A 14,271-nucleotide genomic window follows, 5' to 3' on the forward strand; every position below is an offset into this window, starting at 1 on the left:
CCCCGCCGTCGGAGCCTTGTTCCCCGCGCGACTGAGACAATCGTCGCCATGACCGCAACACTGCACGCCGACGGGCTGTCCGCATCCCGCGGCGAGCGCACCCTCTTCTCCGGGCTCGACCTCGTCGTGGCCCCCGGCGACGTGATCGGGCTGGTGGGCGCCAACGGCGCGGGCAAGTCGACCCTGCTCTCCATCCTGTCCGGCCACAGCACCGCCGACGTCGAGGGCGCGGTGACGCTCAGCCCGCCGCACGCCACCGTGGGACATCTCACTCAGGAACCCGAGCGCCTCGCCGGCGAGAGTGTCGAGGGATTCCTCGGCAGGCGCACCGGCGTCACCGGGGCCGAAGAGGAGATGAACGCGGCCGCGGAGGCGCTGGCGGAGGAGGGCGGCGACGACCGGTACTCGCACGCGCTCGAGCGGTGGCTCGGCCTCGGCGGCGCCGACCTGTCCGAGCGCGCCGAGAAGGTGCTGAGCGACCTCGGCCTCGACGTCGGGCTCGACGCGGAGATGACCGCGCTGTCCGGCGGTCAGGCCGCACGGGCGGGGCTGGCCTCGCTGCTGCTCTCCCGATACGACGTGCTGCTGCTCGACGAACCGACCAACGACCTGGATCTCGACGGCCTCGAGCGGCTCGAACGGTTCGTCGCGGAGGCCAGGACCGGCATCGTGGTGGTCAGCCACGATCGAGAGTTCTTGGCACGTACCGTGACCGGGATCGTCGAGCTCGACCTCGCCCAGCAGCAGATCGCGGTGTACGACGGCGGCTACGAGGCATACCTCGCGGAGCGGGCCATCGCCCGCCAGCATGCGCGGGAACGCTACGAGGAGTACGCCGACACCAAGGCCGGTCTCGAGGATCGCGCTCAGATGCAGCGCAATTGGCTCGAGCACGGTGTCCGCAACGCACGACGGAAGGCCAAGGGCGCCGACTCCGACAAGATGGGACGCAAGGCCCGCTCCGAGTCCACCGAGAAGCAGGCCGCGAAGGCCAGGCAGACACAGCGCCGGATCGAACGGCTCGAGGTGGTCGAGGAGCCCCGCAAGGAGTGGGAGCTGCGCATGCAGATCGCGGACGCCCCGCGCAGCGGCACCGTGGTGGCCACCGTCAGCGGCGCGGTTGTTCAGCGTGAAACATTCCGACTGGGGCCGATCAGCGCCCAGATCGAATGGGGCGACCGGGTTCTCATCACCGGGCCAAACGGTTCGGGCAAGACGACACTGTTGCGTCTGCTGCTGGGCAAGCTGGTCCCCGACGAGGGCACCGCGGCGCTCGGGTCCGGGGTCGCGGTCGGTGAGGTCGACCAGGCCCGTGGGCTGTTCGAGGGCGACGAAGCCCTCGCGTCGGCGTTCGGCGCCCAGGTTCCCGACTGGCCCGACGCCGAGGTGCGAACCCTGCTCGCCAAGTTCGGCCTGCGCGGCGCGCACGTCCTGCGGTCGGCGAGCTCACTCTCGCCCGGCGAACGGACAAGGGCCGCACTGGCTCTGCTCCAGGCCCGCGGGGTGAACCTGCTGGTCCTCGACGAGCCGACCAACCACCTGGACCTGCCCGCCATCGAGCAGCTCGAGCGCGCGATGGACGAGTACGAGGGCACGCTGCTCCTGGTCACCCACGACCGGCGGATGCTGGACACGATGCGCAGCACCCGCCGGTGGCGGATGGACGGCGGTCAGCTCACCGAAGCCTGATCAGCTACCGAAGAGCTGCTGACCGATGTAGCCACCCTTGGCGCAGCCGGGCGGGATCGCGAACACCGCGGACCCGATCGGCGTGGTCCACTGGTTCAGCATGTCCAGCTCCGAAAGGCGTTGCTGGATGGGCACGAACTGGGCATCGACGTCGGCCTGGTAGCAGACGAAGATCAGGCCCGAGTCCGAGATCTCACCGCCGGCAGGCGCCTCGTCGTAGTTGTACCCGCGTCGGTGGATCCGCTGCCGCGGGTCCGCCGACCTGGCCCTGGCGATGTGCGAGAACTCCGGGATCACCGGGAACCCGCTCGCGCCCACCGCCGCGAAGTCGGGCTCGTCGTGTTCCGAGTCGCCGGTCAGCGGCGCCCCGTCCGACAGTCTGCGCCCGACCGATTGCTCGCGCCCCGGCCGGTCCACCTTGTCCCACTCGTCCAGGTCGAGGTGGGTGCGCCGGATGACCGCCGAGGTTCCGCCCGCCATCCACGCCTGCCCGGACCCGTTGTCCCAGACAAGATCCGCGAAGTCCGCGGTACCCGGCGAGGGGTTCACCGTGCCGTCCACCTGACCGAACAGGTTCCGCATCGTGGTGCCGGGGGCCTGCGTGCCGCGGGCCCGGCGGAAGCCGCGCTGGGTCCAGCGCACCGTGCCGAATCCCGCAGCGCCCTTGAGCAACACCCGCAGCGCGTGCGCAACGGTGACCGGATCCTCCGCGCCGACCTGGAGCAGCAGATCCCCTCCGCTCCACCGGTCCTCGAGTCGGTCCACCGCGAAAGGGGGCAGCGGACGCAGCCACGCAGGGCGCAAATGCTCGACATTCCCGGCCCGGAACACTCCGGGGCCGAACCCGACCGTGACCGTGAGCCGGGTCGGCTCGGTGGCCAGGTCCGGTTCGGTGTCCGCCAGCGCCGCCCTGCCCTCGGTGAGCCGGGCCGCGTCCTCGGTCCACACCTTCAGCAACCGGATCAGCGCGGCCCGGTCCACCTCCGGCCGGAGATCGAGCGCCACGAACGTCGAGTGCGCCTGCGGCGCCGTGGCGATGCCCGCCTGATGCGTGCCGTAGAAGGGCTCGACCTCCGACTCGGTTGCCGCTGGCGGCGCCGCCTGCGGCCCCTGGTCGAGCGTGACCTCGCGTGCGCCCCAGGCCAGGCCGGTGCCGCCGAGAACGACGGCACCGGCGCTGAGCAGGCGGCGCCGGCTCAGCTCAGCCATGATTCCCTTCGTAGCTCTCGTTGGCTCCGGTGAAATCCCTTACCTGGACCGTGGTCTCGGAGGTGGACCCGTCACCGAAGGTGAGCGTCAGCGGCACGTCGGTGCCCGCCTTCACGGGAGCGGGCAGGCGGAGGAACATGATGTGGTCCGCCCCTGGTTCGAGCTTGTGCGTACCCGAGGCGGGGATGGACACCCCACCCTCCTTCTTCCGCATCACCATCGCGCCGTCGGGGCCCATCGCCATCTCGTGCACCTCGACGGCAGGCGAGATCGGGCTGCTCACCGCGACCAGGGTCGCTTCGGTCCCCGATTCGTTGACGAGGGTGCCGAAGGCGGCGGTCATCCCGCTGTCGGCCGCCTTCACCCAGGACTCGGTCAGGGTCACCGACTCGGCCGCCGGCCGAGCGCTCTCGGCCGCGTTGTCGGAGTCCGACGAGCAGCCGGCGAGGGCGAGTCCCATGGACAGAGCGGCGCCCGCGGCCAGCATCCGCCGGCGAGAGAAGATGTTGTTGCTCATGATTGTTGTTCCTTCGATACGAGTTCGTTTGTCTTGGAGTGTCTTCCGGAGCGCCACGCGGCGACCGCGAGCGCGAGCGCGGCGATCACCAGGGCGGCCGGCCCCAGCAGGCGGCGGTACAGCGGCGACGGCTCCGCCGCGGACGACTGCACGTCCGGTGCCGGCGCGACCGCCTGCTGCCCAGCGGGTGGGGTCGGCGTCGCCTCGACACCCGCCGCCCCGGCGGGCGCACCCACCGCGTAGCCGAAGGTCCCGGTGAGCTGGTGCCCGTCCTCGGACACCGCCCGCCAGCGGACGTCGACGGCCCCGGAGCCGGCCTTCACCCGCTGGATCATCCTGGCTCCGTCGCGCCTGACCGGGCCGTCGTCGAGACGGGTCCCATCCGCGGTGGTGACCACGACCGCGGCACCGGTCGACTGCACCGCCGTGGAGAAGGTCAGCACGACCTCGGTTGGCGGTTCCGCAAGCACGCCGTCGCGAGCGGGAGACGAGGACAGCAGCTCGGAGTGCGCCGACGCCACCGGCGCGGTCAGCACGACCGCGCCCAGTGCCAGCAGCAGGGCGATCGCCGCCCGCCTCATGCCGGTTGCCGCCTCGAACGCAGCCCCAGCAGCATGTCCACGATGAGGAAGCCGAGCAGCGAGAGTCCGAGCAGCGGCACGAAGATGCCGACGGCAACCGCGACCACCGCGATACCGCCGATGGCCGGCCATGGCAGCCGCCGCATGGCGCCGCGGCGCGGCACGGTGCCGAGCGCGAACCCCTCCGAGCGGCGGGGACGCCGCTGCCACCACATCCAGTAGCCGGTCACGATCAGCGTGATCAGCGACAGCGCGAGTGCCCCGAGCAGCAGCTGGTTGGCGATGCCGAACAGCGTGCCCATGTGGCCTGCGATCCCCCACGAGCTGAGCTTGGCGGCCAGCGGCCAGTCCGCGAACCGGAGCTCGTCGGTGACCTGCATCGTCCTGGCGTCGACCGCGATCGAGTCGCCGCCCGTCGCGGTCTCCTTCACCGCCCAGGCCTTCGCGGCGCTGGCCGGGATCGTCGCGGACAGCGATCCGGTCAGACCCTGGTCGCGAGCAACGGCCAGCACGCCGTCGACGGCCGACGGGTCCGCCGGTGCGCCGTCGGTGACAGGAGCGACCGGAGCGCCGTGCCCCGCGTGCTCGCCCGCGGGCGCGGCCGGGCTCGCCCCCAGCGTGGTGTCCAGTTTCGGGGTGGTCCAGCTCATCTCGGTGCGGAGCGTCTTCACGTTCTCGCCTGCGTTGTCCGACCAGGTCAGTCCGGTGATGGAGAGGAAGATCAACCCGATCGCGGCGCAGGCACCGACGACCCCGTGCCAGTTCAGCGTGCTCCTGCGGCCGGTCAGCGACCGGTCAACCGTCAGCAACCGGCCCCGGCCGTTCGCGCGGTCACGGCGGTACTTCGTCCACCACAGATACAGGCCGGCGAGCACGATCACGCCGAGCCAGGACGCGGCCATCTCGCTGTAGAGGTTGCCGACCTCACCGAGATGCAGGTTCTTGTGCAGGGCCGACAGCCAGGCCCGCAGCGGCAGGTCCCCTGAGTCCGTCGCCAGCGCGCCGAGCACTTTGCCGCTGCCCGGGTCGACGAACACCGTCGTCTCCCCCGAGCCGACGCCGGGGTCCTCGAACACCACGCGGGTCGACCCGCCCGCCTCGGCGGTCTGCAACGACAGGACCGCGGACGGGTCGCGGCCGTCGAGCGCGGCCCGCAGCTGCTCGGACGCGGGCAGCGGGTGATCCGTCGCGGGCGCCTCGAGGTAGTTCCCGTAGACGAGCCTCTCCAGCGTCGGCGCGAACGCGTATACGAATCCCGTGAGGGCCGCGACCAGGAGGAACGGGCCGACGAACACGCCCGCGTAGAAGTGCAGCCGCAGCAGGAGCTTGCGCAGCGCCGAGGATTCGGTGCCCGGCGGCGAGGATTTGGGCACGCCGGGCTCGGTGGTGATGGTCATGACATCGCTTTCGTCGATCAGACTTTGGGTGCGCGGGACCCCATGGGAACCGCGAGAGACCGCGCCCCGGCCGGGACGGCCGTGGTTACGCGGTGGGGTGAGGTGTGATCAGACGAAAAGCGGTGGGCCGCGCCGCGAGACCGATACGCGGCAGAGGGCGGAGACGAGCGGGTGCACCTCGGCGACGGGTCGCCAGCTGCGGGGTCGTTCGAGGACGGGGATGGCGACGACGAGTGCCGCGACGACCGCGCGCAGCGCGGCCTCGGTGCGCGGGCCGATCCGTTCCGCCGCCGCGATGAGTGCGGCGCAGACGCCGATCGCGAGGGCGTGCGCGGCGAGCATCTGCGGGCTCATGCCGCCGATCGGACCCGAGGCCATGTCCGCGTGGTGGGCGCCGCCGAACGCCAGCGTGGTGTGCGCACCGAGCTGCCCGACCGCCAGGATCGGGACCAGCGCAGGCCCCCCGCGGCGAAGCGCGGGGACTGCGGCCATCACGGCGACCAGCACCGCGGAGAACCCGACGAGGAGCATGAGGGTGGACCCGGCGGGCAGTCCGCCACCGCCCGCGCCGTGCGCTGCGACGGCCACGGCCGCGGTTGTCGAGCCGACGGACGCGCAGCGCACACGGCGAGAGAGCTTCTCACCTGGGCCGACGCGCATGGGCGAACCGTACTACATCGAGTAGGACTCGTTCCCCGACCGTAGGAACTACTTGACAGACTGTTGGGTTTTCCCAACAATCTGATGCATGAGCCCGGTACGACGCGGGGAATCGCGCCCCATCTTCAACCGCATCGCGGTGCTGCGGGCCGAGCGCTCGCTGAGCAGGGTCCGGCTGGCCGAACTGATCGAGGTGAACCCGCAGACCGTCGGCGCGCTCGAGCGCGGCGACCACTTCCCGAGCCTGGACCTGGCGATGCGGATCTGCGAGGTGTTCGGCCTGCCGATCGAGGCGGTGTTCTCGCGGACCGAGTTCACCCCGCTCTCCACCGAGCTCTACCGACCACGCGAGTCAGGAGTGAACCGAGATGCCTGAGATGAACCTCGTCGAGCGCTATCAGGCGCACCGGGCCAGGAGGTTCCTCGCGAACTCCGAGAAGTGGCGGCACATGCTGCCCGGCTGGCGTACCCGGCACCGCCGTCGAATCCTGGTGATCGCGCTCGCCGCGACCTTCGCCTTCATGCTCACGGTCGGCGTGCTCTGCCATTTCTTCGAGCGCGGCCCGCTGCTGTGGCTGCCCGCCTGCCTGCTTTTCCTCCCCATCTGGACCTCGCTGCAGATCGTCTCCGGCCGCCTCGGCGACGCGCCGTCCGGGACCCTCGACGAGTGGGAGGTGCAGCAGCAGAACGCGGCCCGCTCCACCGGCCTGAGCATCACCCAGTCGCTGGTGATGATCCCGGTCATCTACCTGATCGTCGGCAGCGTGGTCACCGAGGGAAGCCACACCACGATGGCCTACACCGGCGGGCTGCTCACCCTCACCACGCTGATGATCGGCGGCTGCTCCCCCGCGATGATCCTGGCCTGGAGCCGCCCCGATCCCGATCCCGAGTCCGACGAATTCCCCATGGAGGCAGCGTGACCGACAGCCACACCCTCACCATCGACCGCATCTCCAAGCGCTACGGCGAGGTGGTCGCGCTCGACGACCTCAGCTTCGAGGTGCGCCCCGGCGAGATCTTCGGATTCGTCGGCAGCAACGGCGCAGGAAAGACCACCACCATGCGGATCGCGCTCGGGGTGCTGTCCGCCGATTCCGGCGAGGTGCGGCTCGGCGGCCGACCCGTCGACCTGGACGTGCGCCGCACCATCGGATACATGCCCGAGGAGCGTGGCCTGTACCCGAAGATGAAGGTAGGCGCCCAGCTCTCGTATCTCGCCGAACTGCACGGACTCTCACGCCCCGAGGCGAGGTCGGCGGTGACCCGCTGGACCGACCGGCTCGGCATCGCCGAACGCATCGGTGACACCGTGGACTCGCTGAGCCTGGGCAACCAGCAGCGAGTCCAATTGGCCGCGGCGCTGGTGCACGACCCGGCGGTGCTGGTCCTGGACGAGCCGTTCTCCGGCCTCGACCCGGTCGCGGTGGACGTGATGAGCGACGTGCTGATCGAGAAGGCGAAGACCGGGGTGCCGGTGATCTTCTCCAGCCACCAGCTCGACCTGGTGCAGCGACTGTGCGACCGCGTCGGCATCATCAAGCACGGCAAGATGCGCGCGGTCGGCACCGTCGACGAACTGCGCGGCGGCGAGAGCGCCCAGCTCGTCGTGCACGCCCCCGGTGCGGGCGCGGACTGGGCACAGCACCTGGCCGGGGTGAGCGCGGTCAGTCACACCGACGGGCGCACCGTGCTCACGCTCGAGCCAGGCGCGGACGACCAGGCGATCCTCGCCGCCGCCCTGAAAACCGGACCGGTACACGAGTTCTCGTTGCACCGCCCGTCCCTCACCGAACTGTTCCGAGAGGTGGTCGCGGCATGACCAGGGAGTGGAGCCTGCGGAACGACCAGAAGACACTGCCGACCGCCCGCGCAGTACGCCTGGTCGCCAAGCGCGAGTTCCTCACCCAGGTCCGCAAGAAGAGCTTCCTGATCAGCAACGTGGTCATCCTGATCGCCATCGTCGGCGGCATCGTCGGGTACTCGATCTTCTCCACCGGCGACGACGCGGACCGCGCCGCCATCGGACTGGTCGGGGACCAGTCGTTGTCCCCGACCCTTGTGGCCGCGGGAGAGCAGGTGGGCACGCCCGTCGAGGTGTCCGAGATCCCCGACGAACAGACCGCCCGAGATCGCGTCGGCAGCGGCGACCTGGACGTGGCCCTCATCCCGAATCCGGACGGATCCGCCACCGCGGTCACCGAATCCGAGATCGACGCCGCGCTCCGCACCGTCATCGACATCGCGGTCACCGGCCAGGCTCAGCAGCGGGCTCTGACGGCCCAGGGCGTGGACGTCGCGCAGCTGAGTGCGGACATCGGCGCGGCCGTGGTCACCGTCGAGGCGATCGATCCGCCCGACCCGGAGGAGGGCCAGCGCATCGCGATGTCCATCGCGGCGGTGACCCTGCTGTACATGCAGATCCTCGGCTTCGGCATGTACGTCGCGATGGGCGTCGTCGAGGAGAAGTCCAGCCGGGTGGTCGAGCTGCTGCTGTCGACCCTGCGCCCGCTGCAGCTGTTGTGGGGCAAGGTCATCGGCATCGGCGCGGTCGGGCTGGTACAGCTGACCGCATACGGTGTCGCCGGGGTCGGCGCCGGACTCGCCACCGGGGTCCTGACCGTCACCGGCACGGCGATCGGGGTGTTCGTCGGCACCCTCGGCTGGTTCGTCCTCGGCTTCACGTTCTTCGCGGTGCTCTACGCCGCGGCCGGCTCGATGGTCTCGCGCCAGGAGGACGTGAACTCCACGACGATGCCCCTGATGCTGCTGATCATGGCGATGTTCTTCTCCGCCTTCTCCGCGGTCGGCAACCCGGACGGCACCCTGAGCACCGTGCTGAGCTGGATCCCGCCGTTCTCCGCGATCCTGATGCCGCTGCGGATCGCGGCCGGGGTGACCGACCCGGCACAGGTGATCGGCACCATCGTGCTGATGATCGCGGTCACCGCGGCGCTCTCGCTCGTAGCCGCGAAGATCTACCAGCGCTCGATCCTGCGGGTCGGCAAGACGGTGTCCTGGCGGGAGGCGTTCGGCCGATAAGGTCGGGCCATGACCGTGCGCCTGTCGGCCCAGCAGATCCTGGACCTGGTACTCGATGCCGGGAGCTTCGAGCCATGGGACCGGCCGCCGGTGCCGGTCGAGGCGAACAGCTCATATCGAGCGGACCTCGACGCGGCCGCAGCCAAGACCGGCCTCGACGAGTCCGTGATCACCGGTGTCGGAACCGTCCGGGGTCGCCGGGTCGCGGTGATCGCCTGTGAGTTCGGCTTCCTCGCGGGGTCCATCGGCGTCGCCGCCGCCGAGCGGATCGTCACCGCGATCGAGCGGGCGACCGCCGAGGGCCTGCCGCTGCTGGCGTCCCCGACGTCGGGCGGCACCCGGATGCAGGAGGGCACCCTCGCCTTCGTGCAGATGATCAAGATCGCGGCGGCGGTCACCGTGCACAAGGCCGCGCACCTGCCGTACCTGGTGTACCTGCGCAACCCGACGACCGGTGGGGTGTTCGCGTCCTGGGGTTCGCTCGGGCACGTCACGATCGCCGAGCCGGGCGCGCTGATCGGCTTCCTCGGCCCTCGGGTCTACCAGGCGCTGTACGGCGAGAAGTTCCCCGAGGGCGTGCAGACCGCCGAGAACCTCTACAACAGCGGGGTCATCGACGGCGTGGTGTCGCCGCACTGGTTGCGGCACCTCGTTCATCGCGCGTTGCGGGTGATGACCGGCGAGACCGGGCAGTGGCAGGACCCGAATCCCGAGCCCGCCCACATCCCGGACGTGCCCGCATGGCAGTCGGTGATGCTCTCGCGCCGGGCCGACCGGCCCGGTATCCGGCAGCTGCTGCGGCACGCGGCCACCGAGCAGATCCCGCTCAGCGGCACCGGGCAGGGCGAGGCGGACCAGACCGTGCTGGTGTCGCTGGCGCGGTTCCGGGGCGCGCCGTGCGTGCTGTTCGGCCAGGACCGCAGCGGTCAGTCCCCGGCACACACGATGGGACCGGCCGCGCTCCGCGAGGCGAGGCGGGCGATGAAACTCGCCGAGGAACTGCGGATCCCGCTGGTTTTGGTCATCGACACGCTCGGCGCCTCGCTCTCGAAGGAGGCCGAGGAGAAGGGCCTCGCCCCGGAGATCGCGCGCTGCCTCGCGGACCTGGTCACCCTCGACACGGCCACCGTCTCGGTGCTGCTCGGGCAGGGCACCGGCGGCGGCGCCCTCGCGCTGCTGCCCGCGGATCGGGTGTTGTCCGCGCAGAACGGTTGGCTCGCACCGCTTCCCCCTGAGGGAGCGAGCGCCATCGTGCACCGCGACACCACGCACGCGCCGCAGATGGCCGCCGCTCAGGGCATCCGCTCGCTGGACCTGCTGCGCGACGGCATCATCGACGCGATCATCCCGGAATCACCGGACGCGGCGGACGAGCCGATCGGGTTCTCTAAGCGGGTCGGCGAGGCCATCGCCAGGGAGCTGTACGGCCTGGTCGATCAGCCCGCCGCCGATCGGTACGCGGCCAGGATCGCGCGCTACCGGAATCTGGGGCTGCCGCGCTGATCCGTCAGCGGTACCCGGTGGTGTCGGCCGGTCTGCCGGGCTCCTGGACCTCGACCAGGTAACGCCACGCGTCGGGTCTGCTGCCGTCGAGATCGGTGAAGCCGTACTCCCGTGCCAACTGCCCGCTGGAGAGCGACTGCCCGTTCCAGCGCGCGACGTCGGGATCCTGCGCGAGTGCCGCCACCGCCCGGCCCACATAGGTCGGGCTCTCCGAGATGGCGAAATGTGGGATCCGCTCGGTGGCGTCGCGCCAATTCGACTCGGTGACACCGAAGTTGTCCAGCATCATCTCCGACCGCAGCCAGCCAGGGGTGACCAGAACCGCGGTCGCACCGCGCGGTCCCAGCTCGTGGGCCAGCGCGAACGCCATCCGGCTGACCGCGGCCTTGGCCAGGTCGTAGAAGAACGACACCCGATAGTTGGCGGCGTTGTACTCGTCGGTCCCGTCGGTCACCTCGACGACCAGGCCACCGGGGGTCTCCAGCAGGAGCGGGATCGCGAAATGGCTGGTGATGGCGTGAGTGTCGACGCCGAGCCGCAGGTACCGCAGCCCCACGTCGAGGGACGACTCCCACACCGTCTTGTCCCACTCCATCTCGGTGGCTCCCCAGATGTCGTTGACCAGCACGTGCAGGGCGCCCTGCTCGGCCCGGATCCGCTCGACCAGCGCGCCCACCTCCTCGGGCACCAGGTGGTCGACCCGGACCGGGATCCCGCGACCGCCTGCCGCGTCCACGAGGGCCGCCGTCTCCTCGATCGTCTCCTGCCGGTTCATCTCCGACCGCTGCGACCCGCTGGTCCGGCCGGTGACGTAGACGGTGGCGCCGGCCGCACCGAGCGCGGTGGCGATCCCGCGCCCCGCGCCCCTGGTCGCGCCCGCGACCAGCGCGACCTTGCCGTGCATCAGGAGGTTCCGCCCGCCGCGGTCGCGGGGATGATCACCGCGACCATGATCGCGGCGTTCACGGCCTCGACCGTCCTGCGGACAGCGGCACCCGCCCACTCACCGTCGGCGATCTCCTTGGCCCGCTTCTTGATTGCGCGACGGTCACCGTCCGCGATGACCTTGGGCGCCGCGTCGACGGCGGAGAGCAGCGAGACCAGTGCGGCGGTCCGCTCGGTCGGGGTGGCGCCGTCCACCAGGGCGGCGCGAAGCTCGTCGCGGACAGCACGCTCGTGGCTCTCGTCGACCGCGGGCCACACCGTGGTCGGGAAGATCCCGAGCAGACGCCCCTTCGACTCGCGGACCCAGCCCCTGTCCACGATCCGTTGGACGAGCGCCTCGCGGAGCCGCTGGTCGATCTTCTCGATCGCGCTCTCCGGCTTGAGCGGCTTCGAGTCCCGGATCCGGGCGACCGCGCCCGCGAGGATCGGGTCCTCGGGCGGCGCCTCCTCGCTCAGCACAAGCCTGCCCTTCTTCACCTCCTCACCCTCCCCGGCCGGCCGCACCACGCCACCGAGCGCGAGTTCGAGGAGCACGGCCCCGGCCAACGCCCTCGGCAGCGCGGTGCTGCCGATCAGCGGCTTGCCGGATTCGTCGTCGAGCAGGAGCAGGAGCAGATCTTCGGCGAGCAAAGTCATGCGTCCACGGTACGTCGGCTCGACGGGGCGGGTGGTAGCTCGAGGCCCGAGCGCCGTTCACCGACGCTTCGCTGCCGCCCGGCGCAGACGACGTCCGCGGCGGGGCCAATCGCACTGCTGCACCGACCCGGTCACCTACCCTGTAGTGCGCGTCACACCTGCGGAGCGGTTGAGAGGACACGAGTCGATGAGTTACGCCGAGGCCTACCGTGAGAGCGTCGAGCAACCGGAGCGCTTCTGGCTCGATGCCGCCGACGCGGTCGACTGGGATGTCGCTCCCACCCGCGCCCTCGACGCCGACGACGCCCCGATGTACCGCTGGTTTCCCGGTGCCACGCTGAACACCTGCTTCAACGCGCTCGACCGGCACGTCGCCGCAGGCCGCGGTGAGCAGGCGGCGCTGATCTACGACTCCGCGATGCTGGGCACCACCCGCACCTACAGCTACGCCGAGCTGCTCGACGAGGTATCGCGCTTCGCGGGCGCGCTGGTCGCGCAGGGCGTCACGGCGGGCGACCGGGTGATCGTGTACATGCCGATGATCCCGGAGGCCGCGATCGCGATGCTCGCCTGCGCCCGCATCGGCGCGATCCACTCCGTGGTGTTCGGCGGTTTCGCGGCCGCCGAGCTGGCCGCCCGCATCGACGATGCCGAGCCGAAGGCCCTGATCACCGCGTCCGGCGGACTCGAACCGGGCCGGACCATCGAGTACCTGCCGATCGTGGAGCGAGCGCTCGGGTTGACCGCGAACGCTCCCGGCACCGTGATCGTCAAGGACCGCGAGCAGATCCCGGGATCGGCGAGCGATGTCGCCGGCTGGCTGGACTGGGATGCCGCGCTCGCCGCCGCCGAGCCCGCAGGCTGCGTGTCGGTCGCCGCGACCGATCCGCTCTACATCCTGTACACCTCCGGCACCACCGGAAAGCCGAAGGGCGTGGTCCGCGACAACGGCGGCCACGCGGTGGCGCTGGCCTGGTCGATGCGCAACCTCTACGACATCGGCCCCGGCCAGGTGATGTGGACGGCCTCCGACGTCGGCTGGGTCGTCGGGCACTCGTACATCGTGTACGGCCCGCTCCTGGTCGGCGCGACGACGGTGCTCTACGAGGGCAAGCCGGTCGGGACCCCCGACGCAGGCGCGTTCTGGCGCGTGATCGGCGACCACGGCGTGCGCGCGCTGTTCACCGCGCCGACCGCGATCCGGGCGATCCGCAAGGTCGATCCCGAGGCGAAAGAGATTGCGCGGTACGACATCTCCTCGCTCGAGACGCTGTTCGCGGCCGGTGAGCGGCTCGACCCCGACACCTACGAGTGGGCCACCGAGAAGCTCGGCGTGCCGGTGATCGACCACTGGTGGCAGACCGAGACCGGCTGGGCCATCTGCGCGAACCTGCGCGGGCTCGAACCGATGCCCATCAAGGCCGGCTCCCCCACCGTGCCGGTGCCCGGCTATCACGTCGAGATCCTGGACGGGGAGGGTGCGCCGGTGCAGGCAGGCACCGAGGGCAACATCGTCATCGAGCTGCCGATGCCGCCCGGCACACTGGCCGGACTGTGGCGCGACGAGGACCGGTACGTCAAGTCCTACCTGGCGACCTTCCCCGGCTACTACCTGACCGGCGACTCCGGCTACATCGACGCCGACGGGTACGTGTTCGTGCTCGGCCGCAGCGATGACGTCATCAACGTTGCGGGGCACCGCCTTTCGACCGGGAGCATGGAGGCCGTTGTGGCCGGGCACGCCGCCGTCGCCGAGTGCGCGGTGATCGGCATCAAGGACGAGCTCAAGGGACAGCGGCCGAGCGGATACGTCGTGCTCAAGGCGGGCGCCGACATCGACCCGGAGCAGCTCCGGGTGGAGCTGGTGGCCATGGTGCGCGACCAGATCGGCGCCGTCGCGACCTTCCGCGACGTCACCGTCGTGCAGGCGCTGCCCAAGACCCGATCCGGGAAGATCCTGCGTAAGACGATGCGACAGATCGCCGACCACGACGAGTACACCGTGCCCTCGACCATCGAGGACCCCGCGGTGCTCGACGCGCTGGCCCGGTTGTTGGGTGGACGGGACACCTAGGGCCTGTTGCTCGAACCA

At 70.7% G+C, this 14,271-nt stretch carries 14 protein-coding genes; 7 read left to right on the forward strand and 7 right to left on the reverse strand.

Features of this window, described 5'->3' with window-relative positions; all coding sequences use genetic code 11:
* Positions 1-48 precede the first annotated feature (48 nt).
* Positions 49-1,689, forward strand: a complete 1,641-nt coding sequence (locus tag BR31_RS0110460) for an ABC-F family ATP-binding cassette domain-containing protein (RefSeq protein ID WP_027500916.1) — start codon at positions 49-51, stop codon at positions 1,687-1,689.
* Here BR31_RS0110460 and BR31_RS0110465 read toward each other — a convergent pair whose 3' ends face one another.
* From BR31_RS0110465 to BR31_RS0110485, 5 genes are all read right to left on the reverse strand, one after another.
* Positions 1,690-2,898, reverse strand: coding sequence for a Dyp-type peroxidase (locus tag BR31_RS0110465; protein WP_027500917.1), 1,209 nt, complete (start codon positions 2,896-2,898; stop codon positions 1,690-1,692).
* Positions 2,891-3,415, reverse strand: a complete 525-nt coding sequence (locus tag BR31_RS0110470; RefSeq protein ID WP_027500918.1) for a copper chaperone PCu(A)C — start codon at positions 3,413-3,415, stop codon at positions 2,891-2,893. Before BR31_RS0110470 ends, BR31_RS0110465 begins: the two co-directional genes overlap by 8 nt.
* On the reverse strand, positions 3,412-3,996 hold the full coding sequence (locus BR31_RS28175) for a copper resistance CopC family protein (RefSeq protein ID WP_051637279.1): 585 nt from the start codon (positions 3,994-3,996) through the stop codon (positions 3,412-3,414). The genes BR31_RS0110470 and BR31_RS28175 overlap by 4 nt, the downstream gene beginning before the upstream one ends.
* The gene (locus tag BR31_RS0110480; protein ID WP_027500919.1) at positions 3,993-5,393 is read right to left on the reverse strand and encodes a PepSY-associated TM helix domain-containing protein; all 1,401 of its coding nucleotides are present in this window, start codon (positions 5,391-5,393) and stop codon (positions 3,993-3,995) included. Before BR31_RS0110480 ends, BR31_RS28175 begins: the two co-directional genes overlap by 4 nt.
* A 108-nt stretch (positions 5,394-5,501) precedes the next feature.
* A complete protein-coding gene (locus BR31_RS0110485) occupies positions 5,502-6,053 on the reverse strand; it encodes a hypothetical protein (protein ID WP_027500920.1) in 552 nt (183 codons plus the stop codon).
* 88 nt (positions 6,054-6,141) lie between these two features.
* Between BR31_RS0110485 and BR31_RS0110490 the strand changes: the two genes are divergently transcribed.
* Genes BR31_RS0110490 through BR31_RS0110510 form a run of 5 tightly spaced genes read left to right on the forward strand, consistent with a single transcriptional unit; the run spans position 6,142 to position 10,598 of the window.
* On the forward strand, positions 6,142-6,429 hold the full coding sequence (locus BR31_RS0110490; RefSeq protein ID WP_027500921.1) for a helix-turn-helix transcriptional regulator: 288 nt from the start codon (positions 6,142-6,144) through the stop codon (positions 6,427-6,429).
* Positions 6,422-6,976, forward strand: a complete 555-nt coding sequence (locus BR31_RS0110495; RefSeq protein WP_027500922.1) for a hypothetical protein — start codon at positions 6,422-6,424, stop codon at positions 6,974-6,976. The genes BR31_RS0110490 and BR31_RS0110495 overlap by 8 nt, the downstream gene beginning before the upstream one ends.
* Entirely contained in the window at positions 6,973-7,875 is a 903-nt protein-coding gene (locus tag BR31_RS0110500; RefSeq protein WP_027500923.1) for an ABC transporter ATP-binding protein, read from the forward strand. Before BR31_RS0110495 ends, BR31_RS0110500 begins: the two co-directional genes overlap by 4 nt.
* On the forward strand, positions 7,872-9,095 hold the full coding sequence (locus BR31_RS0110505) for an ABC transporter permease (protein WP_051637280.1): 1,224 nt from the start codon (positions 7,872-7,874) through the stop codon (positions 9,093-9,095). Before BR31_RS0110500 ends, BR31_RS0110505 begins: the two co-directional genes overlap by 4 nt.
* A gap of 9 nt (positions 9,096-9,104) precedes the next feature.
* Positions 9,105-10,598, forward strand: coding sequence for an acetyl-coenzyme A carboxylase carboxyl transferase subunits beta/alpha (locus tag BR31_RS0110510; protein WP_027500925.1), 1,494 nt, complete (start codon positions 9,105-9,107; stop codon positions 10,596-10,598).
* A 4-nt stretch (positions 10,599-10,602) separates the two neighbouring features.
* Here BR31_RS0110510 and BR31_RS0110515 read toward each other — a convergent pair whose 3' ends face one another.
* Entirely contained in the window at positions 10,603-11,502 is a 900-nt protein-coding gene (locus BR31_RS0110515; protein ID WP_037176195.1) for an SDR family oxidoreductase, read from the reverse strand.
* On the reverse strand, positions 11,502-12,179 hold the full coding sequence (locus BR31_RS0110520; RefSeq protein WP_027500927.1) for a GOLPH3/VPS74 family protein: 678 nt from the start codon (positions 12,177-12,179) through the stop codon (positions 11,502-11,504). Before BR31_RS0110520 ends, BR31_RS0110515 begins: the two co-directional genes overlap by 1 nt.
* A gap of 187 nt (positions 12,180-12,366) precedes the next feature.
* Between BR31_RS0110520 and BR31_RS0110525 the strand changes: the two genes are divergently transcribed.
* Positions 12,367-14,253: a propionyl-CoA synthetase gene (locus BR31_RS0110525; RefSeq protein ID WP_051637281.1), complete on the forward strand. Its 1,887-nt coding sequence runs from the start codon at positions 12,367-12,369 to the stop codon at positions 14,251-14,253.
* Positions 14,254-14,271 lie beyond the last annotated feature (18 nt).

Origin of the sequence: Rhodococcus sp. UNC363MFTsu5.1, assembly GCF_000686785.1 — a bacterium.
GTDB classification, from domain to species: Bacteria; Actinomycetota; Actinomycetes; order Mycobacteriales; family Mycobacteriaceae; genus Rhodococcus_G; species Rhodococcus_G maanshanensis.